We start from the raw sequence: 25,696 nt of genomic DNA, 5'->3' as shown, positions 1-25,696 counted from the left end.
ACGATCGCCTCCCAATCCACTATTTCCTGATCGAGAAGGCAATCGAGTGCGCGCGCCAGCGTCATCTCCGCGTTGTGCGCAGGAACCACGATTGAAACCAGGGGAGCCGCCACGCCGTCTTACCCGCGCCTGGCTCGGAGGTAGAACAGGAGCCCCGAAACATAGCCGGCGATTTCCTGCCAGAGGAAACGGTCCTCAGCGACGCTGCGTCCGAGCAGTCTCCTGCGAACTCTTCCGAGATACCAGAGCGGCATCCTTTTGAAGGCTTGTGCCAAATTCGCCCTGACACCAGTCCGCTCATGCTGGACGAGCAATGCGGCCGAATGGCCGCGCATATAGAAGTAGATTTGCTTGGCCAGGCTCTCCATTGTCCGTCTGTGAAAGTGGAACGCGACCGAGGCAGGCTCGTAACGGCAGTCATACCCATTGGCGAGCAGCCGATACCAATATTCGGAATCGCCCGAACATCCGGCCTGACCGACGTCAAGGCGCTCGTCAAACATCCCGGCGCGGTCGAATACTTCACGTCGGAACGCCATGCTGGCGCCGGCACCAATTTTCCAGGAAGGAAACACCTCGTGCTTTCTCGCGGCGAAGTCGTCCGCGCGGAAGGTTTGTGGAGTATAGCCCTGCCCGAAGCTCCAGAATGTCTCGAAATGCCGCTGGGCTTCGGTGGCAATCTCGGCGGGCAGCACAAGGCCCGTCACGGCGCCGACCGAGCGGCTGTCGAACGCAGCAACCAATCGCTCAAGCCATTGCGGATGAAGCAGAACATCATCGTCAGTGTATGCAACAATAGCCGAGGACGCCCTCTGGGCTCCTCGGTTGCGCGCAATATCCAGGCCGGGTCGATCCTCGCGCAGGTAGATTGCACCCGCCGCCAGAACGACTTGGCGCGTTTCGTCGCCTTTCGATGCGTTGTCGACCACGATGATCTCTGTCGGCGGCAAACTTTGCTGAGGAAGCGAAGCCAGACAGCGCCGCAACTCGTTCGGCCTGTCGCGCGTGCAGATGACCACACTGGCGCTCGGCAGGTCCAGAACCGGTGAGGTCGGTCTCGAGTCTCGAGCGGCCGCAACCGGGGTTGCGCGGCACTGACCATCGCTTCCCCTGAGCAAATGCCCAACTGGCAGCCCGCAGCGCCACAAGACGATCATGCCGGGATCGCAGTCTTCCGGAGCAACGTGGATGTCTAGATCCATGTGGCGCACACCTGCGCAGTCAGCCACGCCGAACATTCTCCGCAGATCTGCCTCCAGCACATTTGCGCGCCAGTTTGGCGACATCTTCACCGACTCATTTCATCATAAAGCGGCCGAAATTCGGCGTTGCGCATCCGTTTCACCCCAACCTTCATCCAGCGAGGAACCAACCTGGCCCTGCAGTAAATGTCCACCATGTTGGGCAGGCGAGAAATCGCAGTGCGCGGATCCAAGATGAAGAGTTTCTTCGATAGTTCGCAGGCCGAGTAAAGCTGCCCGCCGATCAAAGCTCTTACCGCAAGCCAATGAATCATGTCGACCAGATGGGCGTCGAGATCGTTGCGGAACTGCGGATATTTTTCACGAAACTCGGCCAGAACAATCTCACACGAACGAAGCATCTGTATGACATCGCTCGACATGTTGACGTTCGTCATCCGGTAACCCACGAGGTGCTGGGGAACGACGCGGAATTCGTAACTTTCCGCTATTCTAAGGCACATAAGAAGGTCCTCGCAGCCTTGTGCATTCCTGGCCCTCAGGGAAGGATCGAATTGTCCCGCCCGCTCGAATGCGGAGCGACGCAGCAGCATCGAACTTCCGTTGCCGACAAAATTCATTCTGCACATCCGTTGCAGAACGCGGCCATCGGCATCGGGTCGGTATAGCGAGAATACCCGGCCGTTCTCATCGATTTGCGCAAACCAGCAATATGCCAGGCCCGCGGAAGAACCGCCTTCCTGCAGGGCGCGCAGTTGCAATGCGATCTTGGAAGGCGCCCACAGATCATCCGCGTCGACAAACGCCAGAAACTCGGCATCGGTAGAGGCCGCACCGCTGTTGCGGGCGTGCGCAACACCGGCGTTCGGCTGCCTCATCAGGCGTATACGCCGGTCTTTCTCAGCACAGGAGGCGACGATCGAGGCGGACTTGTCCGTCGACCCGTCGTCCACCACGACAATGTCCAGCGCCTGATGGTCCTGCTGGCTGATGCTGCTCAAGGTGGCGCGAATGGTGCGCTCGGCATTGAACATCGGCACCACGACGCCTACCCTGGCATTGTCCTGGATCATAGGAGCCTTTGTTTTGTCTGCAGGAGTTGGTAAACCGATGGCGCCAGCATTGCAATCAGCACCGCTCTTCAATGATCGGAGCGAATTCGAGGCAAATGAGGTCGGTCATTCAGCCTGGCCTACCGTAGCTGGCGGATTCGGACCGCGACGAAAGCAACGCCAAATCGGAAAAACAGACACAAGGATCGGTCGCGTAACGCTGCCTTATTAGCCTTTACTGAAGCCGGTCACCTGGCGCGGCGCGGATTGGCGGCCGCCCGCACGCCGGCCTGCGCGCGCGAGGCCGCGCTGGTCTTTGTTGAATGATGATTGGCAGCGACACTATGCCACTGGGCACGGGTCACCCGCCGAGGCAGCGTCGAGATCGACGATACATCACTCGGCCCGGCGCGAATAATTTGTCGCCGCAGCCTTGCCTCGTCGTATCGGTCGCTTCCCCGACTGCGGTTCGGATGCCTCCGTGCGATCCGGTGCCGAGACGTTTCCGACGAGCGATGCAAGTTCAGCCTCGCTGAGCGTCTCGATTTCGAGCAGCTTGCGCGCCGTCTTTTCCAGCAGATCCCGTCGCTCAGTGAGGAGCCCAACGGTTCGCGAAAAAGCTGTGTCGACGATGCTGCGAACCTCGGCGTCGATAGCCTCGGCGGTGGCCTCGCCGTAATCGTGCTCGCGCGGACCGCCGGCGAGTGGGTTGGGGCTCAGGAAGGAGCGCTGGTCCTTTTCCAGCGCCACATGGCCGAGCTTTTCCGACATGCCGTAGCGCGTTACCATGGCGCGGGCAATATCGGTCACTTTGGCCAGGTCATCGGCGGCCCCCGTCGACAGATGCCCGAACACGATCTGCTCGGCCGCCCTGCCGCCGAGCAGCACCGCCATCTTGTTCTCCAGTTCCTCGCGCGTCATCAGGAATCGGTCCTCGGTCGGCCTCTGGATCGTGTAGCCCAACGCGCCGACGCCGCGCGGGATGATCGATACTTTGTGCACGGGGTCCACTCCGGGCAGCGCCATGGCGACCAACGCATGGCCCATTTCGTGATAGGCGACGACCTCGCGTTCCCTCGGGTTCAACAGCCGGTTGCGCTTCTCGAGCCCGGCCACGATGCGCTCGACCGTATTGTTGAAATCGTCCATCGTGACGACATCCGCCCTCCGGCGCGTGGCGAGCAGGGTCGCCTCATTGACCAGGTTGGCGAGGTCGGCGCCGGTAAAGCCCGGCGTCAGCGCGGCGACTTTTTCGGCATCGACATCCGCCGCCAGCTTGGCCTTCTTCATGTGGACCTGGAGTATCTGGACGCGACCTTGCTTGTCCGGCCGATCGACCAGCACCTGCCGATCGAAACGGCCGGCGCGAAGAAGTGCCGGGTCAAGGATTTCCGGGCGGTTCGTCGCGGCGAGCAGCACGACGCCGATTTTCGGATCGAAACCATCGAGCTCGACCAGGAGTTGATTGAGCGTCTGCTCCTTTTCGTCGTGGCCGCCCATCATCGGGCCCGCACCGCGGGCGCGGCCCAGCGCGTCGAGTTCGTCGATGAAGATGATCGCCGGGGCTTTGGCGCGTGCCTGCTCGAACAGGTCGCGCACCCGGGCGGCGCCGACGCCCACGAACATCTCGACGAATTCTGAGCCCGAGATCGAGAAGAACGGAACTTTTGCCTCGCCCGCAACGGCTTTCGCGAGCAGTGTCTTGCCGGTGCCGGGCGGTCCGACCAGCAGCACGCCCTTGGGCATGCGCCCACCAAGACGGCCGTATTCCTGCGGGCTTCTCAAGAAATCCACGATCTCCTGCAGCTCGGTCTTGGCTTCATCGACACCCGCCACGTCGTCGAACCTCACGCCGGTATTGGCCTCGACATAGACCCTGGCCTTGCTCCTGCCGATTTGCATCAAACCGCCCATGCCACCGCCCATGCGTCTCATCAGCAGCATCCACAAGCCGAAGAAGACGACGATCGGGACGATCCAGGAGAGCAGGTCGCTCAGGAAAGTGCTTTCGATCTGGCCAGTGACGGTGACGCCGTGCTCCTGCAGCTGCCGCGCCAGATTCGGCTCGACGCGCGTGGTAATGAATAGCGGCTTCCCGTCCTGCGGCTCCTTGAAGCGGCCCTGGATGAAGCGATCGGAAACCTGCACGTCGGCGATCTTGCCGTCGCGTAGCAGGGTCTCAAACTGGCTATAGGGAATCTGCGCGACGTGCTGCGTGGCGGTGTAGACATATTGGAAAATCATCAGCACCGCGAAGGCGGCGATCCAGTACCAGATATTGAACTGCGTCTTCCTATCGCTCATGTCCATGGCGTGTCCTCCAGCGTCATATCGATGTAGGTCGCCGAACCGCCACGGCATCCGGGTCAATGAGGCCGAAGCACAAAAAAGCCGGTCCGGGGACATCCGACGGGCCAGTTGAGATCGGATCGCGAGGCCTGCCGTTCCCGGAGGCGGGGTCCGGCGATCATTTTCGCATGCCGGGTTGTAGATCAGTAAATCCGTCTAGTGCTCCGCCGGATACACGCCCTTTAGCACATCGTTGAAATGGTGGCTGACGGCGGCGTTGCACTCGCAAGCGAGCGATCGCAGCCTATCCACTTTGCGAATGGAAATGTGGCCGCGCCGTGTCTCGATAACCCCGCGCTGCCTTAGGTCGCGGATGACGCGGCTCAAATAGCTGCGCCCGACCCCCATCATGACGGCAAGCTGTTCCTGGGTCACCGTCATACCGTCGACTCCCGTCCGCTCGACCGCAGCCATCAGCCATCTCGCGGTGCGTTGCTCGATAGAATGCGCGGCGCCGCACGCGACCGATTGGAACACCTGGGCCATCAGGCAATCCGCGTAACGAGCGAACAGGTGGCGCAACGTCAAAGAAATTGATTTCGCTTCTTCCAAGTGGTTCAGATCGATTCTGAAGAACAAACCTCCCAGCTGAACTTCTGCTCGCGTGTAGGCCGGGAGCCTGCCTTGGCTGACGATGCCGCCCACAGCGCCTTCGCGTCCAACGAGCGCCGTCTCGAGCGCTCGGCCATCATTCAAGACGACAAGATACGAGACCAAGCTCGATCCACGGGGGAAATAGGCGTAACGAACAGTATCGCCGGGTTCATGCAGCAAGGTCCCCGTTGGCGCCGACCAGTGTTCGAGGCTCGGCCGCAATATCTTCCAGTCGTCGTTTCTGAGTGCCCGCAGCAGGTTATTTCCGATCGGCTCTCCTTGCTGGTGATTTTGCATCGCGCCCCTTTCTTCAAAATTCTGGCCGCTCATAACGCGGAGCCGGCAGAAATGTTCACTAGTGCGCAGACGAGTCGATCACGGCTATCTACAAATTACGCATAGGCGCTGATCCAGGCCTCACCGAGCGCAAGCCGTGGCGCATCGGCTTCCAGGCAAGACCGGCCGGTCGCCAGGGAGACAGGAATGCCGGCGAACTGGATTTCCTGGCGTGGCGCCTTGAGCACGCCGACCTGCAACATTCGTGCAGCCAGGCGTGAGATATGAGCCACAACAACCTGTCCGTCCTTCGCGGCGCGCTCCGACTCCATGACCACAGCTGATGTGACCCTCGTCGATCCCGTGCTCGACCGCGTCAAGACGGGCATCGAAGCGTTCGACGACCTTGTGATGGGAGGCCTGCCACGCGGGCGCACCACCATTGTCGGGGGCACGCCGGGCAGTGGAAAGACGGTGTTCGCGACCCAGTTTCTGGCCCACGGTATCACCGTTCTCGACGAACCGGGCATCTTCGTCACTTTCGAGGAATCACCGGCCGATATCGAAGTCAACATGGCCAGTTTCGGCTGGGATATTCGCCGCTGGCGCGAAACCAACAAGCTCGTCTTCGTGGACGCCAGCCCGCGCGACCACGACCAAATGATTGTCGGCAAGTTCGATCTGGCTGGCCTGTTGACGCGTATATTGCACGCGGCGCGAAACGCCGCCGCGCGGCGCATCGTGCTGGACTCGATAACCCAGCTCTTTGATCATTTCGTCGGAGAGCAGACGTCGGTACGGCGGGAACTCATGCGCATTGCGACGGCGCTCAAGAAGGAAGGCCTGACGGTGCTGATGACTGCCGAGCGCAACAGCGAATATGGCGAAATTTCCCGCCACCGGATCGAGGAGTTCGTCGCGGACACTGTGGTGATCCTGCGCAATGCGCTCGATCGCGAGCGGCGCAGACGGACCATCGAGGTTCTCAAGATGCGCGGCAGCCTTGTCCTCCCTGCGCCTCGAGCAGCAATCCAGCACGAAACGGGTGACGAGCGGCAATTCAGAGCTCGACCGGATGTGCGGCGGCGGCTTCTTCCGCGATAGCGTCACTCTTGTCAGCGGCGCGACAGGTACTGGAAAGACCCTGCTGGTAACCAATTTTCTTGCTGGCGGTGTCGCGGCCGGCGAGCGTGCGTTGCTGGTCGACTACGAAGAGAGTCGCGGTCAGCTGTTTCGCAATGCGCGCGGCTGGGGCGTCGATTTCGGGGCCATTGAGTCCGACGGCCGGCTGAAGATCGTTTGCATTTACCCGGAGGCCCAGAACTTGCCGGATCATCTTTTGATGATCCGCGAGCTTGTCGAGGAATTCAAACCTGACAGGATCGCGATCGACAGCCTGTCGGCTTTGGAACGGATCGCGCCGGAGACCGGCTTCCGCGAATTCCTGATCAGTCTCACCTCATTCATCAAGAAACGCGAGATCGCTGGTCTTTGTACCGCCACCGACAAGTCGCTTGTCGGCGGCCAAAGCGCCAGCGAACAGCATATCTCGACCCTCACAGACTCTATCATCCTGTTGCGCTACATTCAGGAGAGGCATCTCATGAACCGCGGGATCATGGTGCTGAAAATGCGCGGCAGCGAGCATGACAAGCAGATACGGCGCTTCACGATCGACGGCACCGGCATGCATCTCGGTGAGCCTTTCGACGGCGCACCCGACGTGTTCGGGGACTCCGCGGCGAGTTCTTCAGCAGCGTGAGGAGCAGGAGGGCATGGGCCAGAGCACCGCCGAAATCCTCAAACTATCCAACAAGGCACCGCTGACGGGCATCAGCCAACTGAACTTTCGACGTCTGATCGAAAACACGGCCGACGGGATCCTCGTCGTCGACCTGTCGGGCACAGTACTCTACGCGAATCCAGCGGCTGCACGGATCTTCGGCCATTCGCCTGACGATCTCATCCGAGTTCCACTCGGCCTGCCGGTCGTTTCCGGCGAAACCGCCGACATTACCGTCCACCGGCCGCGTCGGCCGCCGGCCGATGTGGAGATGCGGACGGTGGACGTGAGCTGGGACGCAAAGCCGGCGCTGCTTGCCAGCCTTCGTGACGTCTCCGAGCAGCGCGCGCAGGAGGAGCGCCGGCGGCAATCGCAGAAGCTCGAAGCGATCGGTCGCCTTGCAGCTGGGATTGTCCACGACATCAACAATCTGATTGCCGTCTACGAATCGGGGCTGCGGCTGCTTCAGAAGCAGCTGCGCGACGATCCCGCCAATCCGAACACGGCGATGCTGATCGAAGAGTTGCTCAAACGAACGCAAAACGGCGGTGCGCTGACGCAGCAATTGCTCGCCTTCTCCCGCGGACAGTCGCTGTATCCGGAGACAGTCGATCTAAACGCACGAATTGAGTCGCTTACCATGCTCCTGGAGCGGACGCTCGGGAGCGGAATCACGATCAGGCGCGATCTGGATCCTGCACTCGGCCCTGTTCTTGTCGACGCCAATCAGCTTGACGTCGCAATTCTCAATTTGGCTGTGAATGCCAAGGACGCGATGGCGGGGAAGGGCACGTTTTCGATCGAGACCAGCAATACTCCCGAAGACATCGAAGATGTGCGTTCTGGGGCCGTGTCATTTGTCCGCGTGACAGTTCATGACACGGGCTGCGGCATGAGCAAGGAAATTCTGGCTCAGGCATTCGAGCCCTTCTTCACCACCAAGGAGGAGGGAACGGGACTTGGGCTCAGCCAGGTTTACGGTTTCATCAAGCAGTCCGGGGGACATATACGGATCGAGAGCGCAGTTGGCGAGGGAACAAGCGTTCACCTGTTTCTTCCACGCCACCAAGAATGACGAGCCGCGAGCGCCAGCGGTGGTGAATAGCGGCTGCCGCGAATGTCCACGCCAGCCAGCCCGGCAAAAGAAGCCTTGATCAATCAGGCAAAAAAGCGGCCTCGATCAATCAGGCCAAAAAAGCGGGCCCGAATCCAGGCCCGCGAAAAGACCGTGGTCAGGCCGTCGAGTGCGGACGGTTGCCGAAGAACCAGAGGCTTCCGGCAGCGAGTGCCGCACATAATGCGACGCCTGCGACACAGCACCGTCGCTGCTTTGCAGCCAAGCCAACTGAAGGCGGTTCCAGACCACATCTGCACCGGCCTGCAGCCCTTTCTCAGCATCTGACGATGGGCAGCCGCGTGTTGCGGCCGCCGAATTACCATGGACGACATAGGCAAGGCCTTGGCGTTCGGCATAGTCGATGGCCGCCTGAAGCGTCGGAAAATCAAGCTCGACCTGGGTCAGCGTGTCTCCGCCTGCGGTGTAGCCCATCAGTGGTTCGATGACCGGCGCAGTACGGCGCTCGAACACCAGCCGTCAGCCCTTTGGCCGCGCACGGCCCGAGGTCATGACTGAGCGGCAAGGCTTGTAGATCCGCGCGACCGCCTCGCGCGGGAACTCGCCCTGTCCGAAAGACAGCGCTCTCCTGCTGATGTCGTTTGCCGGTTCGAGATTTTCTACAACTCGTGTGACTTCACTTTCTTGCTTCTGCATCATCCATCCCTCCCATTTTGGCGAAGGATGCGCCGGAGGCAGCGGCCTGCCGCCTCCGACTTTTCCATGCGTCAGTGGTTGATCGGAATGCGCTTCACCTTCGACTGCGCGTTCGGGTTCTTCGGCAGCGTCAGGGTCAAGACGCCATTGGCGAACGATGCGTCGACCTGGTCGTCCTCGACCTCGTAGCCGAGGGGTATGCGCCGCTCGAAGCGACCGTAGAAGCGCTCGGAATAATCCTTGTCATTGGTTTCCGACCGCCTTTCGCCACGCAGGGTCAGCACGTCGTCATCGAGCAGGACTTCGATGTCCTTCTCTTCCATGCCGGGGACCTCGGCGGTGACGCGAAGCTCGGTATCCGCTTCCGAAATCTCCAGCTTCGGCCAGCCGCCGTTGAACGGCGAGAGCTGTCCCAGCGAAGGAAAGCGCGTGCCAAACGTCCGCGAAACGTCGTCGAACAACCTGTTCACCTCGCGATGAAGCGAAAGGAACGGGTTCTGGTCGGCGCCGCGATAGACGCTCGGGGCCTGGCTGTCGTTGCGGCCCCACGGAATGAGATCACGCATATTCATGGTCATTACCTCCATGTTCAGCAGACATGCCTCTGCAAGGCACCGACGACCCGCCGGTGCCTTGCCGTTTCAGATGTGCGATGCATCACGCCGCGTTTTTACGCCGCGTTTTTCTCGCCTTCGATCTGCTGCGGCTTCGCCTTTGCCGCGCTGCCGGCGATAGCGATCCGGCGCGGTTTCATCTCTTCAGGAATCTCGCGCTTGAGATCGACGGTGAGCAGCCCGTTCTCGAGGCTGGCGCCGGCTACCTTGACATGGTCGGCCAGTTCGAACCGACGCTCGAAGGCGCGACCGGCAATGCCGCGGTAGAGATACTCGCCATTGTCTTCACCGTTCTGCGATCCGCTCACGACCAGCATATTGGGCTGGTGAGAGATCGTCAGCTCATCCTGCGAGAACCCGGCCACCGCCATTGTGATGCGGTAGTCGTCCTCACCAACTTTGGCGATGTCGTAAGGCGGCCAGTTATCGATCGTGGCGGCGCGGCTCGCATTCTCAAGCATGTTGAAAATGCGGTCGAAGCCGACGCTTGATCGGAACAGGGGTGTAAAATCGAGATTCGTCCTCATAGCCACATCCTCCTTTGAGCAACATGGAGTCAGGATGGCGCCAAGAGCCTTGACGCCTCCTGGGCTTGCGCCGGCCCCATGCGGCGACCGGCGATTATTGATTTAGAACAGTATGTTGCGCCTTCAAGAGGCACATAGGAAAATTTTCAGAGAGACGCAGCCCGCTAATGCATGTCGCGCAAAAGTGTGCAGCGGTTTTGCGATAACAACACACATGAAACAACAACTTAGAGCGCGTCGCATGAGGCCGGTCGAACGCGACGCGCTTTAGAGCTGGTCGACGTTTAGAGCTGGCCGACCGGGGCTGCGAAGCCGGTCAGTGTTGAGCCGTCAGCCTCGCGGCCACTGCCGGTGTGGCGGGATAGCTCGTCCAAATGGCGCAATGCGTCCATGATCGCATTGAAGGTGACCGGTGCGGTCGCGCCCGCCGGCATGCGCAGCGCCGGCACCGATTCTACCGCACAGGCGTCTGACGCCCAGGATGAAAGGATGGCGCGCTTTTCCTGGACGTCCAGCGTCATGTCGGTGAGCACGTCCTGCGGCCGCTCAAAGTGCCGCGCCGGGTGGAGCAGACGGTCGAGAAAAAGATCAGGGGTTTCAGGCGCAATCGGGGGAACAGCAACTTCTTCCATCGATGGTCCTCCGCTTCAAACATTCTCCTTCGTTGACGTTCTTCGGCGGCTCGCGAGAGTTTCACCTGACCGAAATTTTGGACGCCTTCGCCGAAATTTCAATAGGGTCCGATGGCTGCGCGCTCGCCATTTTCCGCACGCCCGCCTTGAACGCGAAAAATATCAAACCCAGTTGGATACCGCGAGGCCTACAGGAGCGGCCAGCACCGCCGGGAGGAGGATTTAGGGATTGCGGAATGCCGCCTCCGACCCGAAGCACTATTCAAGCAAAAACCCGCCCCGGTCTCCGGAGCGGGTCTGGTGCCTGAGGCGGAACTCAGCACATGTCCGCAGCCGCAAAGTCGCCTCGCGATGCTGAAGATCTGGTTAACCGGCCATATTTGATTCAAATCCAGCTGTGGATGTTCGGCTTTGGGTAAATCGAATTGGGCCATGCTTCTCGAACGGCGGGCAAAAGGAGAATCCATGACTAGTGACTTTGCCGCAGCCCACCTCCATCTTGAACGAGCCTGCCACTATTTGCGCGGCGATGACGAGACGAGCAGCGCGGCTCGCGCCGCCCTGGACATCCTGATCGATGCAATTGCCGCAGCCCAGTACAAGCGCCCGCCGGCGGACGTCGTGGAATTTCCCAAAACGGCAAGACAGCGTTAGTCGGCGAACTCTAAGCGGCGCATCCGCAGGATTAATGCTTCGCTTCAAGTTCTTGTTTCTATACATGTCGTTGTCTTGACATGTCGTTGTCTTGATACCGCTGCGCGCCTTGGCCCACATGCAGGTGCGGGTGAAACAAATGGAGCGGGATGGCCAGTTCAATTTAAACGCATCCCGCTTTGGGTCCGCCGTACCCTCTCCCAACGGCTGATGCTCGGTAGCAGGAGCTACCGACGACGCCGGATTGACTCTTATTTGGGCCCGTGCTGATGTTGCAGTGCAACATAGAGCAGCGGTTCCGAAGGCGGCAAGTCGTCCTCAGTTGGACGCCAAACGAACCTGCAGGGGAACTTGAGGGGCTTAGCTGGTGTTTATTGGGCAGTCGCAGTACTCAAGCGCGATACCGTTATGGAACGTTGGCCGCGGCAAAATCACGAAAGTCAGCGGACGGGACGATACATTTGACGGATTGACCGCATTTACCCCTTTCTGGGCAATGGCGGCGATCTTCAGTATCGCCGGTGATATCTACTCCATGCTTGGCTACAAGGGGCCGCTTTTTGCCGCTCTGAGCTGGTCGGTCGTCCTGTTCAGCCTGCTACTCCTGCTGTACCCGCGGCGGACCGAGTTCTTGATCGGGCTCGTGGTGGTATCGCTTGTGCTGTACGCGCTGCGCATGCCCGTCGCTTCGAACAACAAGACGATCACGGCGGTGATGAACGGGGCTATCCTGCTCAGCGCAGCGGTGCTCTATCTGCGGGCCGCCGGCCGCGGCGTCGCGCTGGCCCGGATGGAGCTTTATCAGCAGATCCGGATCGTCGCCCGATCGCTGCTCGCCATCATGTATTTCTACGGCATCTTCCACAAGATCAACACCGATTTCCTCGATCCTTCTGTGAGTTGCGCGGTGGGGCTCTACGCGCCGCTGGCTCGTCCGTTCGGCCTCGAGGACAATCTGTTTGGCCGGTATCTTGCGATCTTCGCCACCTTCGTCATTGAGGCGATCGCGATCGTGTCTCTCTACTGGAAGCGCTATTTCGCCGTGGGGTTCATCCTCGCGCTCGTCTTCCATTACGTGATCCCGATCTCGGCCTATTCCTGGTACATGGACTTTTCCAGCCTGGTGTTCGCGCTGTATGTGCTGAGCATCCCCACGCCCGCCAGCGAGGCGCTCTATCGCAGCTCGCTGGAGTTTACCAATCCGCTGCGCGAGATGTTCGGCCGGGTCGGGATCTTGCTGCCGGGCGCGGCCGTGATGCTGTTGGCGGTCACTCTCGTCATTGTGCTCACCTATGCTTTTCCCGGGCGCTCGTTCGACATGATGGTCCACTCCGTCTGGATCCTGATTTGGGCGGTAGTGGGCGGCGCGGCGATGGTCGTGCTGGCCAATGTGGCTCTGCAGAACCTGCCTTGCCGGACCGTTTCCTCGCCGCGCCAGCCGCTCTGGGTCTATTTGGTGCCGGGCTTGTTCTTCCTCTCCTGCCTGTCACCCTATGTCGGGCTCAAGACGGAGAGTTCCATCAACATGTTTAGCAATCTGCACACGGAAGCCGGCCAGACCAACCATCTGCTCTTTCCCAAGCCACCATACCTGTTCAACTATCAGAACGAGGTGGTGAAGATCGTTGATTCCTCGGAGCCCCATCTCGTCCGGCAGTCGCTGGCGGGCAATTACCACGTCCTCCTCGATCTGAAGAAACAACTGCGCCGGAAGCCCGAGGCTTGGGTGACTTACGTGAAGGATGGCGAGACGATTACCCGCGCCAACGCGTCGACCTTCGCGGGCGAAATGCCCAACCTCATCGAACGCAAGTTGCTTTTGTTCAAGTTGGTGGATTTCTCGCGGCCGAAGGCCTGCACCCACTGAGCGCCGCTCTCACGAATGAAACTGGTAGATGTCGCCGGGCAGTCGATTTAAGCCAACCATTTCGCCAGGAAATGTCCAAAGCGCGTCGCGATTGTAAGATTCACGCGTCGCTTTAAGTTGGCGACATGCTTTAGCGCCGTTCGAGGTCGGCAGGGATGAGCGAGCGGCCGCGAAGCCGCAGGGTGGCCCGGCGTCCGAGCTTGAGCGCCGGATAGATCAGCCGCGCGGCCGTCCTGTTTGAGAGAATCCTGCGGTTGAGCCAGCCGAAAAGCGTCGAAGAGGAACTGAGGATCGCCAGGAGATTGATGGCTTCCTCGCCGTGGTAGACGCGGTCCTCGAAAACGAAGAGCATGCCCTCGTTCAGGTCGAAGCCCTGCCGCTGAAACCCGACAACGCGCGGGTCGCCGGAGCGCGCGTCGAGCAACTCGACAGGACCGACCGCGTCGCGCAGCCGGGCAAAGCGGACATAGCTCTGGCAGAAGATGCAGTCGCCGTCATAGACGATAAGCGCCGTTTTGCCGGGTGGCTTCATTGCACCGTCGGATCCTGACTGTGCTCGATCGGTGCTTCTCCGGAGCCATCGATCGCGCAATTGCCGTAGAACGCGCAGCCGGAGACGACGGGCAGGTTGCTGAAGGCGTCGAGGATGGCGACGAGCACCAGCCCGACAATGCCGAGCATCAACATTTTCTTGTAGGCGGACAAGTCGCGAAGCATTCTGGTCCTTTGCTGCTTGAATCGGACCTAGTCGATCCGATGTCAAAGCGCGATCGATTTCAACAGCCGGCTGGCTGCACGAACGGCAGCCCGTGCCGGTTAAGGTTTCCTATCGCAAGCTCTTGAACTGCCATAGTCGGCGCCAGCCTGATATTGTGCAGCGCAACAATGGGTGAAGATCGGCGGAAAATCAAGCGAAATGCTGAATTTCGCCGACGGCATGTGACATTGCGTCGGCGGCAATTTCGATCGGCAATCCGGCAATCCGAGCCAATTCGCACTTGCAACAAAGTATGATGCGATGCACAATCGCCTTCGAAACCGAAGGACCGGGCCGGCCGATAGGCCGTATCCAGGACACGCTGAAGTTGAACCTGCCCCTACGTGAGACCTGGCTGGACACCGCCAAGGGCTTGGGAATCACCCTCGTCGTCATGGCCCACGTCCTCGACCACAGCACCTGGCAATGGGCGCAGCCGTTTCACTTTGCGGCATCGCTGTTCTTCATGCCGTTCTTCTTCATCATATCCGGCTACCTTTTTGCCGTCACGGAAAGGAAGGCGCTTTTCCGGAAGCGCGCCCAGGGCCTGCTCATCCCTTATGTGATGTTTCTCGGCGCGATCATGGCGAGCGTGCTCGTTGTCGACTTGTTGCGCGGCGACACCCCGGCGCCCTGGCAGATCAGGGAACTCATCACCGACGCCCTGCTGGGCGGTCGGCACCTGACGCGCGAACTCGGCGTGTTCTGGTTCGTCACCTGCCTCGTCGCCACGCAACTTGTCTACAACGAGGTCGCGATCAGGACCAGCGGGCCGACCGATCCCGGCATGCTGATCTTCGTCGGCGCATCCGTCGGCCTCGCCTATTCAATCCAGGCCTATTGGCAGGAGGTGCGCGCGCCGCTGGCTCTGACGAACGTGCCGCTCGCCATCGGCGCATTCTGGTTCGGACATTTCCTGCGCGAACGCGGCATGAGCGCGCTGTGGTCGGCGGTATTTGTCGTGGCGGTTGCCGGGGTCGCGCTCGCGGCGGCGCTGACGGGGTCCGACTTTACCTTCAGCATGAAGAACGCCATCTTCGGCCCCCCACTTCTCGGCCTGCTCGTTGCATTGGCGATCTCGACCTTTATCCTCGGCCTCGTCCGCTTCATGGCGATGCCGAGCTTGCGCATCGCTCCGTTGGCGGAAATCGGCGCGGCCTCCCTGGTGATCATGTTCGTCCATCAGTTCGTTCATTTCACGCTGCGTGACTTCGGAATGTCTTCCGAGTTGGCGCTGATCGCCCTGTCGCTCGGACTTCCCTATCTGCTCTATCGCGGACTGAGATCGTCCCGTATACTGTCACCCTGGTTCATCGGAAGCGGAGACCTGTCGCTCAGCATCCAACTGATGAGGCGGAGCCTCGCCTTCCGGGCAGGCTGAGCACGAACGCGTCCGGGTGACGGCAGCAGCGGTTTCCTTCCGGATCGGAGACGTCCAGCGCCCGGATCGTCGGCCCTGCCGGCGCGTTTCGGCCGAGCGTGTCGCATCCGAGGACGATCCCGGGGCAGGCCTTCCTGGCCCCCTGTTTCCGCGAGCGCGGCGGGCGTATTCTCGCGGTCCGACGGGTCGAAATTATCGGGGGAGCAGAGTTGCGATGGCTGAGGGAACGCGCCACGACGCCTGGCAGGCCGGGGATAGCTACGACCTCTATATGGGGCGCTGGAGCCGTCAGATCGCTCCACCCTTCCTGGATTGGCTCGATCCGGCGGAGGGTCTCGACTGGCTGGAGGTGGGTTGCGGAACCGGGGCGCTCTCGGCAGCCATCCTGGCCCGCCGCAACCCCACGAGCCTGATGTCCATAGACCCATCTGAGGGTTTTCTCGCCAAGGCGAGGGCAAACGTGCCGGACAAGCGTGTCGAGTTTCTCGCAGGCGACGCGCAGGCCTTGGCAGTCGAATCGGGCAGCAAGGACATGGTCGTGTCGGCGCTTGTCCTCAACTTCGTCCCCGGCAAGCAAAAGGCGCTTGCCGAGATGCGGCGAGTGGCCCGCCCTGGAGCGACGATCGGATTTTATGTGTGGGATTATCCTGGCGGCGGGGTGGAATTCATGCGGGCCTTCTGGACCGCTGCGACGGCGCTTGACCCCGCTGCCATCGACCTTACCGAGGACAGGCGTTTTCCATTTTGCAAGATGGACTGACCGATCTTGCGGAGAAGGCGGGCCTTGTTTCCATCGAGTCCACCAGGATTGAGATGCCCGCTGTGTTCAAGGACTTTGAAGACTATTGGCATCCCTTCACCCTGGGTGCGGGGCCGGCGCCCGGCTATTGCATGAGTCTCGACCCCGCAGCTCGCCAGAGATTGATGGAGAGGCTACGCGACAGTCTGCCGCGCGGCGAGGGCGGGACCATTCCCCTGAAAACGAGAGCCTGGGCAGTCAAGGCGAAGGTGCGCTGATGACTGCCAGCCCATGTCGCGCCAGACCGGCAGGCCGCAAACTGCTGTCCGGCTAAGAGCTGTCCAGCGCAAAGTTCGGGTTGACCGGCCTTGTGCGCGAAGCGACTATTCGTCTGGACAGCCGAGATGCCGGCATCAGGAGGAAATGCGATGGACGAGCCCGATCGGTGGCGTCACATGTCGAGCGCGCCAAGGGATGGCAGCCGAATCCTCGTCACGGTTCGGCCGTCGGAACAGGGGCCGGCGGAAGTCGACCTTGCTTACTGGTCTCGAGCCGACCAGTTCGGCAGCGAAGGCTGGCGCGCTTCCGACTCGTCGCCCGGACGCGTGGTTGAATACGCCGAACCCGAGCTGAAATGCTGGATGCCGCTGCCGACAGCCAATCTGAGCAAGGGTTCGTTGCCGAGCCCCTGGGACGAAGAAGATGTCCCGCTGCTCGATGGGTCGGGCATATGAGGTGAGCGGAAAGGGAACCTCCCCCAGTGGGGGAGATTGGCAGCTTCGCCCGTCGGCTCCTTCTCTTCAAGCTTGCCTCAGAACAGGAAAGCAGCCCTGGCCGGGTTCGCGCCCGTACGGCCGTCTGATGAATCCATGCCTCGAATGAGTTCGAGGTCCTTTGAATCCAGCTCGAAATCGAAGACGTCGAAATTGGCGACAATCCGGTCCTGATGGATCGACTTTGGAATGACGATCAGCCCTTCCTGAAGATGCCACCGGATGATCACCTGCGCCACGGACTTGCGGTGCCTTCCGGCGATCTTTTCGAGGGTCGGGTCGCTCAACAGCCGGCCGCTGCCCAGCGGGCTCCAGCTTTCGATTCGGATGTTGTGCGTGCTGTGAAATTCTCTGGTATGGCGCTGTTGAAACCGGGGATGGAGCTCGATCTGGTTGACTGAGGGTGTGACACCAGTCTCGCCGATGATCCGCTCCAGATGGTCCTGGTTGAAATTCGAAACGCCGATCGACTTGATCCGGCCGGATTGCCTGAGTTCGATCAGCGTCTTCCACGCCTCGACATATCTATCCTGGCTGGGCACTGGCCAGTGGATAGCGCAAGAACGAGCAGATGACTGTCGTGACCAAGGGCTTGAGCGATGAGGATATAGCTGATGTCGCCGCCTATTATTCATCGATCAAGGTCACCGTTCAGGTTCCGCCATGAGACCAGATCGCAGAACGTTCGCCGCCTGGCTACGTCACCAAGCGATCACGGGTTCCATCCGCCGCTGCCGTACTGACGGGTAATGATCTCGAGAAGATGACCGTTCGGGTCCTGGAAATAGACGCCGCGGCCGCCGTCGTGGCGATTGATCTCGCCCAACTGCGTCCGGCCAGGATCAGCCCAGTAGGGGAGGTCCCGTTCGCGAATCCTGCCGAAGATCTCGTCGAATTCGGCTTCGCTGACCAGGAAGGCGTAATGCTGCGGCGTGATTTCGCCACCGGTATCCATGTAGTCGAGGTTGGCGCCGTTTTCGGTGGTGACCATCTGGAATGGCCCCCAGCGCCTCGGAGCTGGAAGGCCAAGCATTTCCGCCAGGAACTTTGCCGACGCCGCGCTGTCGCGGGCCGGCAGTATTGTGTGGTTGAAATCGATAGCCATGCGACCACTCCCCTTTCTCCTCGTACGTCGTTGTCCACGACTGAAGCGATGCTGCACGAGATGGGGTTGAGGGCCATGATGCTCAAGCCGGCGCGGCAACCTGGCCGATGACCTGCACGGGGCCAGCTTCCGGAATACGGGCGATGGTCATTTCGCCGCTCTCCGGCACCTCGCCGGTCAAGCCGGTGATGTTGACCTGATGCGTGACAAGCACCACAGGTCCGCCGAAACGCTGTGCGCGAAGCCAGGCCAAAAGAGCCTCGGTGCGCTGCTCTGCGGCCGAACTGTCGCCAAAGAACGAATTGAGCAGCTCAAGAGGCACGACGTCGCCGATCCCGAGCAGGCGAGCGGTTTCCAGGCAGCGGCACCACTGGCTCGAATAGACGGCTGCCGACGAGATGCCATTCGCACGCAACAGGTCGCCGATCGCACGGGACTGCGCACGACCTTCTTCCGATAGGTTCCGCTGGGTGCTGCAATCGCCGAGCCTGAAGCCGGGCGGATCGCCGGAGCCTGGGGCCGCGGCATGGCGCAGCACGGCAATGGCTTCTCCGGATCGCAGGGCCGCCCAGAGTGGCTCGGAGGCATGTGCCCTGCCGAAGGCAGCCGCCCCGAGCGACAGGACTAGAAATCGCCGACGTCCAATTCGCATCTTGCTTCTCACCTTTCCAATAGCGGCCTCGAGTGCCGGCAAGCTACTGCAGGTCGCGAGCCTCGTCGAGCAATGCCGGGTCCCAGTGCTCGACGGCTTTGCCGTCCACGATCCGCCAACGAGCCGGTTCGACTTAGGCGTCCTCGCACTCGGGCGCCGTCGCGCTCTTAAGTCCAGGCACTCACAGGCATCATGCCGGACGCTGTCGAATGGGGAAGGCTTTTCGATAGAAGCCCGCTCATCCGGGGATGTCGGCGAACCGGAACAATGGTATCCTGCGGGGAGCATTCGGGGAGGCGACTGCATTGACCGAGAGCTTGGAAGCCGAAGGGGCGAGAGGTTGGTCGAATCTGCTGGTCGCGGCAGAAAGCGGCGATGCGGAGACCGTTCGCGCGGAATTGGCTGCCGGCGCAAATATCAACGAGGCGGACGGCGGCGGCTGGTCAGCCCTTCATCTGGCAGCCCTCAATGCCCGCACGGCGGCGGTCGAGGCGCTGATCGAACACCCAGCAATCGATGTGAATTCCAGAAACAAGTGGAAGAGCACGCCTTTGAGCCTTGCTTCGGCCAGGGGCCACTACGAATCGATTTTAGCTCTCGTGAAACATCCCGAAATAGAGATCAATGCAAGAGCCGACTACTACGGCAGAACGGCCCTTATTGAAGCAGCAAAGAACGGGCATCTGGATGTCGTCAAGTTGCTTGTCGAAAATGGCGCCGACGTGAATCTTACTGACAAGACCGGAAGAAACAACGCGCTCATCGAGGCTACCAAGGGACGGCACTACGAGGTCGCGGGATACCTGCTTGATTCTCGGAAAATGAACTTTCTCAACAAGGATATGAGACTGAACGCCCTGATCTGGGCTGGAAGCTGCCATAACCCACAACTCATCGAAAAGCTGGAAGTCTCGATTCATACTTTCTTCGAAGGCAAGTGAAGGTCTCGTTTCCGCTTCCGCCACGGCGATTATGTCCGCGGTCTTGCACTGGCCGAATGTCATCGAGCGCCGCAGGCCGCCTGTGGAGCTTCCTTGCAACATCATTCAACCGATCGGTTGACAATCGGAAAACGCAGCTCTATGTTCAACTACATGGTTGAATTAGAGACACCCCAGATGGACGCGGTTTTTCACGCGCTTGGCGACGCCACCCGCCGGCACATGCTTCGCGATCTCGCCGGCGGCGAGCGAACGGTGAGCCAGTTGGCGGAGCCTTTCGCCATGTCACTGGCGGCCGCCTCCAAGCACATCAAGGCGCTGGAGAATGCAGGGCTTATTCGTCGAGAGGTGAGGGGCCGCACACATCTCTGCCGCCTCGAACCCGGACCGCTGGCCAGCGCCCACCAATGGCTCGGCTTCTACGAGCGCTTTTGGACCAACCGTCTCGACGTCCTCGAGCGTCTGCTTCGCGAGGAGGACGCACGCAAAGCCCCGGGTGATTCCAGGGCCCAGGATGATTCCAGGAAATCGCCCACCTAAAAGGAAGGAGACGACCAATGAACCAGATGAAAACCATCGAAGCCTATGGCGAGCTGACGGAAGCCGCCACGTTCACCATCCAGCGGCTTTTGCCCGGCCCCATCGAGCGGGTCTGGGCTTATCTCACCGAGAGCGACCTGCGCCGGCAGTGGATGGCTGCCGGCCTGATGGAAATGAAGGCCGGCAGCCAGTTCGAATTGGTCTGGCGTAACGACGAGCTGACCGATCCGCCCGGCCAGCGCCCAGCGGGCTTCCCCGAAGAGCATCGGATGGAGGGCCGGATCACCGAGCTCGATCCGCCTTACAAGCTCGCCATCACCTGGGGAAACACCGGCGGGGTTTCCTTCTTGCTGGAGCCGAAGGGCAACGATGTGCTGCTCACCGTCATCCATCGCCGGCTGCCGGAACGCGCAATCCAGCTCAACGTCACCGCCGGCTGGCACATGCACCTCGACATGCTGGCCGCCCGCCTCGCCGGCAAGACGCCGACCTCGTACTGGGACGGCTGGAGCCGCCTGCGGGCAGAATACGACCGCCGCCTGCCGGCCTGACACGATCGCGTCGGCTGAAGTCACCGCCCAGCTTCCACCGGCATTCGCCCATGGAGGCTCGCACGCCAGCAACGATGAAACGATGAAACGTGCTTGCATTGGGCAAGCCTGAAGGAGGAAGTCATGCGCAAATTGATCGCCGGAATGAAGATTTCCGTCGACGGCAAGATGGAGGGGCCGGAGGGTTATGCCGATTGGGTCGACGCGTGGTCGGAGGACTATGGGCTGACGCCGCAGATCGATGCCTGCCTGCTCGGGAGTGCTATGTACGCCGGCTACGAGCGCTACTGGAGCGCCATCCAGAATGAGCCGGACAACCCGCTGCCGATGACCGGCAAATTGCCGATGCCGGCCGAGCTCGAATGGGCCCGCTTTGCCGAACAGACCCCGCACTATGTGCTGTCGAACACGATGACTTCGGCGCTTTGGCCAAAGACGCGCTTCGTGCGGAGCTTCGAAGACATCGCTGGTCTCAAGCAGCAGCCCGGCAAGGATATCTATCTCATGGGCGGTGCGCGAATGACCTCGAGCCTGATCGATGCCGGCTTGGTGGATGAACTGCGGCTTATCCTCTATCCGCTGCTCGTCGGCGAAGGGAAGGCGCTGTTTGGAACAACGCAAGCGCGTTGCGGGCTCGAACTGCGGAAGGTTCAGCAACTCACGGATGGGCGCGTGAGCCTGGTCTATGGGATTGGGTAAAGCGCGTCGCGCCTGCGAGGATTCATGCGACGCGCTTTAGGTTTTTGTTTTTATGCATGTCGTTATCCCAAAACCGCTGCGCACCCTCGGGTCAGGCCCGGGTCAGGCCCGAGGGCATGCTTTTGGGCGACATGCGTTAACTCAGCCGGTCTTCGCAGGCATCGCAGCGCTGCCCGGCGGAAACTTTCCTGAAAAGTACTTCGCGGGTCAAAGCGAGACCGATAGCCCACCGTCAACGGCCAGCACATGTCCGTTGACATAGGCGGCAGCGTCGGAGGCGAGAAACACCACGGCTCCGCCGAGCTCCTCAGGCTGGGCCCAGCGGCCCGCCGGGGTTCGTGCCTCGACCCATTTGGTGAAGGCCTCATCGCTCATAAGTGCGGTATTGAGCTCAGTGGCGAAATAGCCGGGGGCGATCGCGTTGACGGTGATGCCGTGACGGCCCAGTTCGGCGGCGGTCGAGCGTGTCAGCCCGTGCAGGCCCGCCTTTGCCGCCACATAGGCGTGAATGGTGGGACGGCCAAGGATCGCTGCAACCGATCCGGTGTTTATAATACGCCCGAACTTGTTTGGCAGCATCAGGCGCACCGCGTCGCGCATCATGCGGAAGCAGGCCGAAAGATTGACGGCAATCACATGGTTGAAATCTTCGTCCTGCCATTCGACCAACGGACTTCGATGCTGGATGCCGGCGTTGTTGACCAGAATATCGAGGCGGCCGTGGCGTTCGACGATTTCTTCGAGCGACGCCCTTGAGATCGCCGCGTCGGTGACATCGAACGGCAAGGCTTCGGCACCGATCCTTTCGGCCGCCGCGGACAACGCGGCCGGATCGCGGGCATTGACGATCACCGTCGCGCCGTTTTCCGCAAGTGCCTTGGCCATGGCGAAGCCGAGACCACGCGAAGCACCGGTGACCAGCGCGACACGGCCGTCGAGCGAGAACAATTCCGACATTGAGACTTCCTATGAAAAGGGCGGGCTATGAAAAGGGCGGGCTATGAAAGGGCGGGAGTTTCCTCCCGCCCAATAACGCTATTTGGCGATGCAGGTATCCGCTGTTTCCGGCGTGCAAATGTCAAGGCCGGTGTAGGTCGGGTCGGCCGGTGGAGCCTTGCCGTCCTTCATTTCCTTCAGCGCCATCATCGTCTTGTAGCCCATTTCGAACGGCCGCTGGCCGACCTGGCCAAGCGAGAATCCTTCCTTCATCTGGTCGATCTGAACGGGAAGCGTGTCGGCGACGACCAGGGCCAGGGCCTTCGAGGCGATCTTGTCCTTGTACGGCGCGACCGCGGCGCGGTTGGCATCGGGGATGAACTGCGGGAAGCCGCCGGTTGGGATGAACGCATCGAGGTCCGGGTTTTTCGCCATGATGTCCTCGAACTGCTGCACCGAGCGCGGGAAGTCGTCGTCGGTGTAGAGTGGGCAGCCCTCGATTTCGGTCCAGCCGTTCTGTCCGGTCAGGCGGTCGCCGGGTGAGGCAGCCGATTTGGTCCCCGAAAGCGTGTCGCGAATGCCCTGCATGCGCTCATTGTGGTTGGCCGCCGCCGCGCCGCCCGACTGGATACAGATCGTGCCGCCTTTGGGCTTGATCTGCATGGCGAGCTTGGCGAGGTTCGTGCCGATCTCATAATTATGCGTGCCGATATAGGCGACGCGCAGGTCCTTGTTCTCGGGCAGCAGATCGGAGTCCCAGGTGAGGACCGGAATGCCGGCGTCCTTGGCGGCCTGCAGCGCAACCGCCATCGCCGCGGCGTTCGATGGCGACACGGCGATGCCGTCCACCTTCTTGGCCACGAGATCCTGCACGATCTGTACCTGCTCGTCGCCGCCGCCGTGCTCGCCGGGGCCAATATACATGCACTCCAGGGCACCATTCGATTCGGCTTCGGCTTTCTTGCAGCCGTCGCGTGCCTGGTCGAAGAAAGGATTGTTCATGTTCTTCGGCACCAGGGCGAAGGTGTATTTCGCCTCGGCACCGGAAACGGCAAGCACCATTGCGCCAAGCGTGACGGCCGCCGTCAGCAGATGTTTTTTCATGTGATGTTCTCCTCCTTGGTGTGATGTCCCGCAGGCCTCCCGCCGGCGGGTTTCTAACGGCTTTTTTTGGGCATCAAGGTTGCCAGCGACGCGGCGAGGATCGATTTGCCGCCGGTTTGCATGCCCAAAAGAACCGCAAGAACGATGAAGGCGCCGACGAAGGCACCCTGCCAGTTTGAATCGATGCCGGCCATCAGCAGCGCATTCCTGATCACCTCGAGGAACGCCGAACCGATGATCGCACCGAAGGCCGTGCCGGCGCCGCCCATCAGGCTGGCGCCGCCAATCACCGTCGCCGCAATGACGCGCAGCTCATAGCCCTGGCCCATGGCATTGATGGCCGAGCCGTTGTAGCCGAGCAGCAGGAGCGAGGCGATCGAGGCGGTGAAGGCCGAGAAAAGGTAGGCCTGGAATTTAATCCAGTCGACCGGAACGCCGGTGAGCCGCGCCGCCTCCTCATTGCCGCCGATGGCGAACAGATGCCGGGCCCAGGCAGTGAAATTGAACACGAAGCCGACAATCAGCGCCAGGATCACCATGGTCCAGAACTGCGACGACAGTTCCGGTATCCAGTGCGGCGCCCAGTCCTCGGGTCCATGCCGCGGCCATTTCGCCTGGCCGATCGCCTTCACGATCGGAGCATCGGGCCCGAACTGGTAGAGCATCTGGTTGGCCGAGAATACCACCGCCAGCGAGCGCGCGACGGACAGCATGCCGAGCGTGACGACAAAGGACGGCATTCCGACGTAGGCGACAAAGAATCCGTTGACTGCGCCGCAGGACAGGCCGGAAAAAAGGCCCATGGCGAAGGCGATGTACCAGGGATAATGCCAGGTGAGGAACAGGCCGGCGACGATGACCACGAGGCCCATGATCGAGCCGACCGACAGATCGATGCCACCGGTGATGATGACGACCGTCATGCCGAGCGCCATGATGCCGAAAGGCGCGAAATTGCGCGTCACATTGGCGACGTTTTCGGAGGTGCCGAAGCTCGGCTCCATCGCCGTCATCAAGATGACCAGCGCGATCAACGCGATCGTCACCCAGAACGGCTGACTTGAAATCACGCGTTGGAACGCTGTCTGTTCCTTGGTCGGGACGAAGTCCGACATGGCCGACTGGCCGGCTTTCCCGGCTGGCTCCTGAGCAATAACCTGCTCCTGAACGCTATTCGCCACGGATGGCCCCCGTTATCAGTCCTGTTATTTCCTCGGGCGATGTGTTGCCGGTTTCCTTGTCGGCAACCTTGGAACCTCGCCTGAGCACGATGATGCGATCTGCGACGGCAAAAACGTCAGGCATGCGGTGGCTGATCAGCATGACGCCGACGCCTTGCGCTTTCAGGCGCCGGATCAATTCGAGCACTTCGGCCACCTGGCGCACCGAGATGGCGGCGGTCGGCTCGTCCATCAACACCAGCTTGGCGTTTGAAAGCCGGGTTCGCGCGATGGCTACCGCCTGGCGCTGCCCACCGGACATCTTCTTGACCAGGTCGCGCGGCCTGGTTTCCGATTTGAGTTCCCTGAACAGCGCTGCCGAGCGGTCGATCATCGCCTGCTTGTCAAGCACCCTGATCGGCCAAAAGCCTTTCTTGATCTCGCGGCCAAGGAAGACGTTCTGCGCGGCGGTTAGATTATCGGCGAGCGCCAGGTCTTGATAAACGACTTCGATCCCCTTGGCGCGGGCCTGGACGGGTTTGTGGAAATGGCAAACCTCGCCATCCACGACAATTTCGCCGTCGCTCGGCGGGAAGTTCCCAGCCACGGTCTTGACCACGGTGGACTTGCCGGCGCCGTTGTCCCCCATCAGACCCACGACCTCGCCTCGCTCCACCTGGAAGCTGACGTCGCTCAGGGCCTGGATGGCCCCGAAATTCTTGGAAACGCGGCGAATCTCAAGCACCGGCATCGCGGTCCTCCCCGGACAACATTTGCCAATCTTGTCCCGGACTTATGCCAGACAGCTAATCAGCGAAATGTATTCGACACAATCCTTATTCGAAGGAGACCCCTTATTCGAAGGAGACGGGCATCCATTGTTAGAGAGGGCAGGTGGACGGAGCAGATCGTCACTGCGCCGGCTTCGCTTGGAACGAGCTTCGGTTCTATTCGAGGTCAACAGCAGAGACGTCTTCTTAACCGACCGGCCTTTGAGGAGGCGAAGGATCTGGAATCGGGTTCAGGCCGATGAAGAA

Annotated in this window: 32 protein-coding genes; 14 read left to right on the top strand and 18 right to left on the bottom strand. The window is 60.9% G+C overall.

The window, feature by feature from the left end:
• Positions 1 to 119 precede the first annotated feature (119 nt).
• From NMG70_RS17325 to NMG70_RS17305, 5 genes are all read right to left on the bottom strand, one after another.
• Positions 120 to 1,286: a glycosyltransferase family 2 protein gene (locus tag NMG70_RS17325; protein WP_254025672.1), complete on the bottom strand. Its 1,167-nt coding sequence runs from the start codon at positions 1,284 to 1,286 to the stop codon at positions 120 to 122.
• 2 nt (positions 1,287 to 1,288) lie between these two features.
• Entirely contained in the window at positions 1,289 to 2,275 is a 987-nt protein-coding gene (locus NMG70_RS17320) for a glycosyltransferase family 2 protein (RefSeq protein WP_254025666.1), read from the bottom strand.
• 375 nt (positions 2,276 to 2,650) lie between these two features.
• Positions 2,651 to 4,564: an ATP-dependent zinc metalloprotease FtsH gene (ftsH, locus tag NMG70_RS17315; protein ID WP_254025665.1), complete on the bottom strand. Its 1,914-nt coding sequence runs from the start codon at positions 4,562 to 4,564 to the stop codon at positions 2,651 to 2,653.
• Positions 4,565 to 4,759: 195 nt separating this feature from the next.
• Positions 4,760 to 5,527, bottom strand: a complete 768-nt coding sequence (locus NMG70_RS17310) for a Crp/Fnr family transcriptional regulator (RefSeq protein ID WP_436798412.1) — start codon at positions 5,525 to 5,527, stop codon at positions 4,760 to 4,762.
• A gap of 62 nt (positions 5,528 to 5,589) precedes the next feature.
• On the bottom strand, positions 5,590 to 5,736 hold the full coding sequence (locus tag NMG70_RS17305) for a hypothetical protein (RefSeq protein ID WP_254025664.1): 147 nt from the start codon (positions 5,734 to 5,736) through the stop codon (positions 5,590 to 5,592).
• A gap of 67 nt (positions 5,737 to 5,803) precedes the next feature.
• On the opposite strand from NMG70_RS17305, the gene NMG70_RS17300 reads away from it, so the two are divergent.
• Genes NMG70_RS17300 through NMG70_RS17290 form a run of 3 tightly spaced genes read left to right on the top strand, consistent with a single transcriptional unit; the run spans position 5,804 to position 8,331 of the window.
• Positions 5,804 to 6,577, top strand: a complete 774-nt coding sequence (locus NMG70_RS17300) for an ATPase domain-containing protein (RefSeq protein ID WP_254025663.1) — start codon at positions 5,804 to 5,806, stop codon at positions 6,575 to 6,577.
• Positions 6,549 to 7,235: an ATPase domain-containing protein gene (locus tag NMG70_RS17295; RefSeq protein WP_254025662.1), complete on the top strand. Its 687-nt coding sequence runs from the start codon at positions 6,549 to 6,551 to the stop codon at positions 7,233 to 7,235. The genes NMG70_RS17300 and NMG70_RS17295 overlap by 29 nt, the downstream gene beginning before the upstream one ends.
• Complete coding sequence (locus tag NMG70_RS17290; protein WP_254025661.1) at positions 7,171 to 8,331, top strand: two-component system sensor histidine kinase NtrB; 1,161 nt, start codon at positions 7,171 to 7,173, stop codon at positions 8,329 to 8,331. The genes NMG70_RS17295 and NMG70_RS17290 overlap by 65 nt, the downstream gene beginning before the upstream one ends.
• 105 nt (positions 8,332 to 8,436) lie before the next feature.
• On the opposite strand, the gene NMG70_RS33290 is transcribed toward NMG70_RS17290, so the two are convergent.
• From NMG70_RS33290 to NMG70_RS17270, 4 genes are all read right to left on the bottom strand, one after another.
• On the bottom strand, positions 8,437 to 8,844 hold the full coding sequence (locus tag NMG70_RS33290) for an NADH dehydrogenase ubiquinone Fe-S protein 4 (protein ID WP_436798411.1): 408 nt from the start codon (positions 8,842 to 8,844) through the stop codon (positions 8,437 to 8,439).
• Positions 8,845 to 9,098: 254 nt separating this feature from the next.
• Positions 9,099 to 9,599 carry an Hsp20/alpha crystallin family protein gene (locus NMG70_RS17280; protein ID WP_254025660.1) on the bottom strand — a complete coding sequence of 167 codons (501 nt, stop codon included), beginning with the start codon at positions 9,597 to 9,599 and terminating at the stop codon, positions 9,099 to 9,101.
• Positions 9,600 to 9,697: 98 nt separating this feature from the next.
• The gene (locus NMG70_RS17275; protein ID WP_254025659.1) at positions 9,698 to 10,168 is read right to left on the bottom strand and encodes an Hsp20 family protein; all 471 of its coding nucleotides are present in this window, start codon (positions 10,166 to 10,168) and stop codon (positions 9,698 to 9,700) included.
• Positions 10,169 to 10,452: 284 nt separating this feature from the next.
• The gene (locus tag NMG70_RS17270; protein WP_254025658.1) at positions 10,453 to 10,800 is read right to left on the bottom strand and encodes a hypothetical protein; all 348 of its coding nucleotides are present in this window, start codon (positions 10,798 to 10,800) and stop codon (positions 10,453 to 10,455) included.
• 465 nt (positions 10,801 to 11,265) lie between these two features.
• On the opposite strand from NMG70_RS17270, the gene NMG70_RS17265 reads away from it, so the two are divergent.
• Both NMG70_RS17265 and NMG70_RS17260 read left to right on the top strand, forming a co-directional pair.
• Entirely contained in the window at positions 11,266 to 11,454 is a 189-nt protein-coding gene (locus NMG70_RS17265) for a hypothetical protein (protein ID WP_095496520.1), read from the top strand.
• A gap of 469 nt (positions 11,455 to 11,923) precedes the next feature.
• Positions 11,924 to 13,321: a thiol-disulfide oxidoreductase gene (locus NMG70_RS17260; protein WP_254025657.1), complete on the top strand. Its 1,398-nt coding sequence runs from the start codon at positions 11,924 to 11,926 to the stop codon at positions 13,319 to 13,321.
• Positions 13,322 to 13,451: 130 nt separating this feature from the next.
• Here NMG70_RS17260 and NMG70_RS17255 read toward each other — a convergent pair whose 3' ends face one another.
• Together NMG70_RS17255 and NMG70_RS17250 are read right to left on the bottom strand one after the other, a co-directional pair.
• Positions 13,452 to 13,853: a DCC1-like thiol-disulfide oxidoreductase family protein gene (locus tag NMG70_RS17255; protein WP_128173058.1), complete on the bottom strand. Its 402-nt coding sequence runs from the start codon at positions 13,851 to 13,853 to the stop codon at positions 13,452 to 13,454.
• On the bottom strand, positions 13,850 to 14,038 hold the full coding sequence (locus NMG70_RS17250; protein ID WP_436798410.1) for a hypothetical protein: 189 nt from the start codon (positions 14,036 to 14,038) through the stop codon (positions 13,850 to 13,852). The genes NMG70_RS17255 and NMG70_RS17250 overlap by 4 nt, the downstream gene beginning before the upstream one ends.
• A 293-nt stretch (positions 14,039 to 14,331) precedes the next feature.
• Here NMG70_RS17250 and NMG70_RS17245 point away from each other — a divergent pair, with 293 nt between their 5' ends.
• The 4 genes from NMG70_RS17245 to NMG70_RS17230 all read left to right on the top strand — a co-directional run bounded on the left by NMG70_RS17245 (position 14,332) and on the right by NMG70_RS17230 (position 16,932).
• Complete coding sequence (locus tag NMG70_RS17245) at positions 14,332 to 15,459, top strand: acyltransferase family protein (RefSeq protein ID WP_254025655.1); 1,128 nt, start codon at positions 14,332 to 14,334, stop codon at positions 15,457 to 15,459.
• A 214-nt stretch (positions 15,460 to 15,673) separates the two neighbouring features.
• The gene (locus tag NMG70_RS17240; protein WP_254025654.1) at positions 15,674 to 16,219 is read left to right on the top strand and encodes a class I SAM-dependent methyltransferase; all 546 of its coding nucleotides are present in this window, start codon (positions 15,674 to 15,676) and stop codon (positions 16,217 to 16,219) included.
• Positions 16,204 to 16,476 carry a hypothetical protein gene (locus tag NMG70_RS17235; protein WP_254025653.1) on the top strand — a complete coding sequence of 91 codons (273 nt, stop codon included), beginning with the start codon at positions 16,204 to 16,206 and terminating at the stop codon, positions 16,474 to 16,476. Before NMG70_RS17240 ends, NMG70_RS17235 begins: the two co-directional genes overlap by 16 nt.
• Before the next feature lie 150 nt (positions 16,477 to 16,626).
• The gene (locus NMG70_RS17230) at positions 16,627 to 16,932 is read left to right on the top strand and encodes a hypothetical protein (RefSeq protein WP_023799134.1); all 306 of its coding nucleotides are present in this window, start codon (positions 16,627 to 16,629) and stop codon (positions 16,930 to 16,932) included.
• 77 nt (positions 16,933 to 17,009) lie between these two features.
• Here the strand turns inward: NMG70_RS17230 and NMG70_RS17225 are convergent, their stop codons facing one another.
• Positions 17,010 to 17,513 carry an aldo/keto reductase gene (locus NMG70_RS17225; RefSeq protein ID WP_254025652.1) on the bottom strand — a complete coding sequence of 168 codons (504 nt, stop codon included), beginning with the start codon at positions 17,511 to 17,513 and terminating at the stop codon, positions 17,010 to 17,012.
• Positions 17,514 to 17,542: 29 nt separating this feature from the next.
• On the opposite strand from NMG70_RS17225, the gene NMG70_RS32990 reads away from it, so the two are divergent.
• Positions 17,543 to 17,638 carry a c-type cytochrome gene (locus NMG70_RS32990; RefSeq protein ID WP_367185547.1) on the top strand — a complete coding sequence of 32 codons (96 nt, stop codon included), beginning with the start codon at positions 17,543 to 17,545 and terminating at the stop codon, positions 17,636 to 17,638.
• 45 nt (positions 17,639 to 17,683) lie between these two features.
• Here the strand turns inward: NMG70_RS32990 and NMG70_RS17220 are convergent, their stop codons facing one another.
• Positions 17,684 to 18,076 (bottom strand): VOC family protein, encoded by a 393-nt coding sequence (locus NMG70_RS17220; protein ID WP_254025651.1) that lies wholly within the window; start codon positions 18,074 to 18,076, stop codon positions 17,684 to 17,686.
• An 82-nt stretch (positions 18,077 to 18,158) separates the two neighbouring features.
• Positions 18,159 to 18,728 (bottom strand): histidine phosphatase family protein, encoded by a 570-nt coding sequence (locus NMG70_RS17215; RefSeq protein WP_254025650.1) that lies wholly within the window; start codon positions 18,726 to 18,728, stop codon positions 18,159 to 18,161.
• 305 nt (positions 18,729 to 19,033) lie between these two features.
• On the opposite strand from NMG70_RS17215, the gene NMG70_RS17210 reads away from it, so the two are divergent.
• The 4 genes from NMG70_RS17210 to NMG70_RS17195 all read left to right on the top strand — a co-directional run bounded on the left by NMG70_RS17210 (position 19,034) and on the right by NMG70_RS17195 (position 21,459).
• Entirely contained in the window at positions 19,034 to 19,669 is a 636-nt protein-coding gene (locus NMG70_RS17210) for an ankyrin repeat domain-containing protein (RefSeq protein WP_254025649.1), read from the top strand.
• Between the two features lie 153 nt (positions 19,670 to 19,822).
• Positions 19,823 to 20,209, top strand: a complete 387-nt coding sequence (locus NMG70_RS17205; RefSeq protein WP_254025670.1) for an ArsR/SmtB family transcription factor — start codon at positions 19,823 to 19,825, stop codon at positions 20,207 to 20,209.
• 17 nt (positions 20,210 to 20,226) lie between these two features.
• Positions 20,227 to 20,760, top strand: a complete 534-nt coding sequence (locus tag NMG70_RS17200; RefSeq protein WP_254025648.1) for an SRPBCC family protein — start codon at positions 20,227 to 20,229, stop codon at positions 20,758 to 20,760.
• 123 nt (positions 20,761 to 20,883) lie between these two features.
• Entirely contained in the window at positions 20,884 to 21,459 is a 576-nt protein-coding gene (locus tag NMG70_RS17195; protein WP_254025647.1) for a dihydrofolate reductase family protein, read from the top strand.
• A gap of 207 nt (positions 21,460 to 21,666) precedes the next feature.
• Here the strand turns inward: NMG70_RS17195 and NMG70_RS17190 are convergent, their stop codons facing one another.
• The 4 genes from NMG70_RS17190 to NMG70_RS17175 all read right to left on the bottom strand — a co-directional run bounded on the left by NMG70_RS17190 (position 21,667) and on the right by NMG70_RS17175 (position 25,410).
• Positions 21,667 to 22,416 (bottom strand): SDR family oxidoreductase, encoded by a 750-nt coding sequence (locus NMG70_RS17190; RefSeq protein ID WP_254025646.1) that lies wholly within the window; start codon positions 22,414 to 22,416, stop codon positions 21,667 to 21,669.
• Between the two features lie 78 nt (positions 22,417 to 22,494).
• Positions 22,495 to 23,499: a sugar-binding protein gene (locus NMG70_RS17185; protein ID WP_254025645.1), complete on the bottom strand. Its 1,005-nt coding sequence runs from the start codon at positions 23,497 to 23,499 to the stop codon at positions 22,495 to 22,497.
• A gap of 53 nt (positions 23,500 to 23,552) precedes the next feature.
• Complete coding sequence (locus NMG70_RS17180) at positions 23,553 to 24,614, bottom strand: ABC transporter permease (RefSeq protein WP_254025644.1); 1,062 nt, start codon at positions 24,612 to 24,614, stop codon at positions 23,553 to 23,555.
• A 55-nt stretch (positions 24,615 to 24,669) separates the two neighbouring features.
• The gene (locus NMG70_RS17175; protein ID WP_254025643.1) at positions 24,670 to 25,410 is read right to left on the bottom strand and encodes an ATP-binding cassette domain-containing protein; all 741 of its coding nucleotides are present in this window, start codon (positions 25,408 to 25,410) and stop codon (positions 24,670 to 24,672) included.
• Positions 25,411 to 25,696 lie beyond the last annotated feature (286 nt).

The sequence above is a fragment of the Mesorhizobium ventifaucium genome (assembly GCF_935822925.1).
In the GTDB taxonomy this organism is placed as follows: Bacteria; Pseudomonadota; Alphaproteobacteria; order Rhizobiales; family Rhizobiaceae; genus Mesorhizobium; species Mesorhizobium ventifaucium.
The sequence above is the reverse complement of the archived record's forward strand: the minus strand, read 5'-3'. Positions and strand labels throughout refer to the sequence as shown.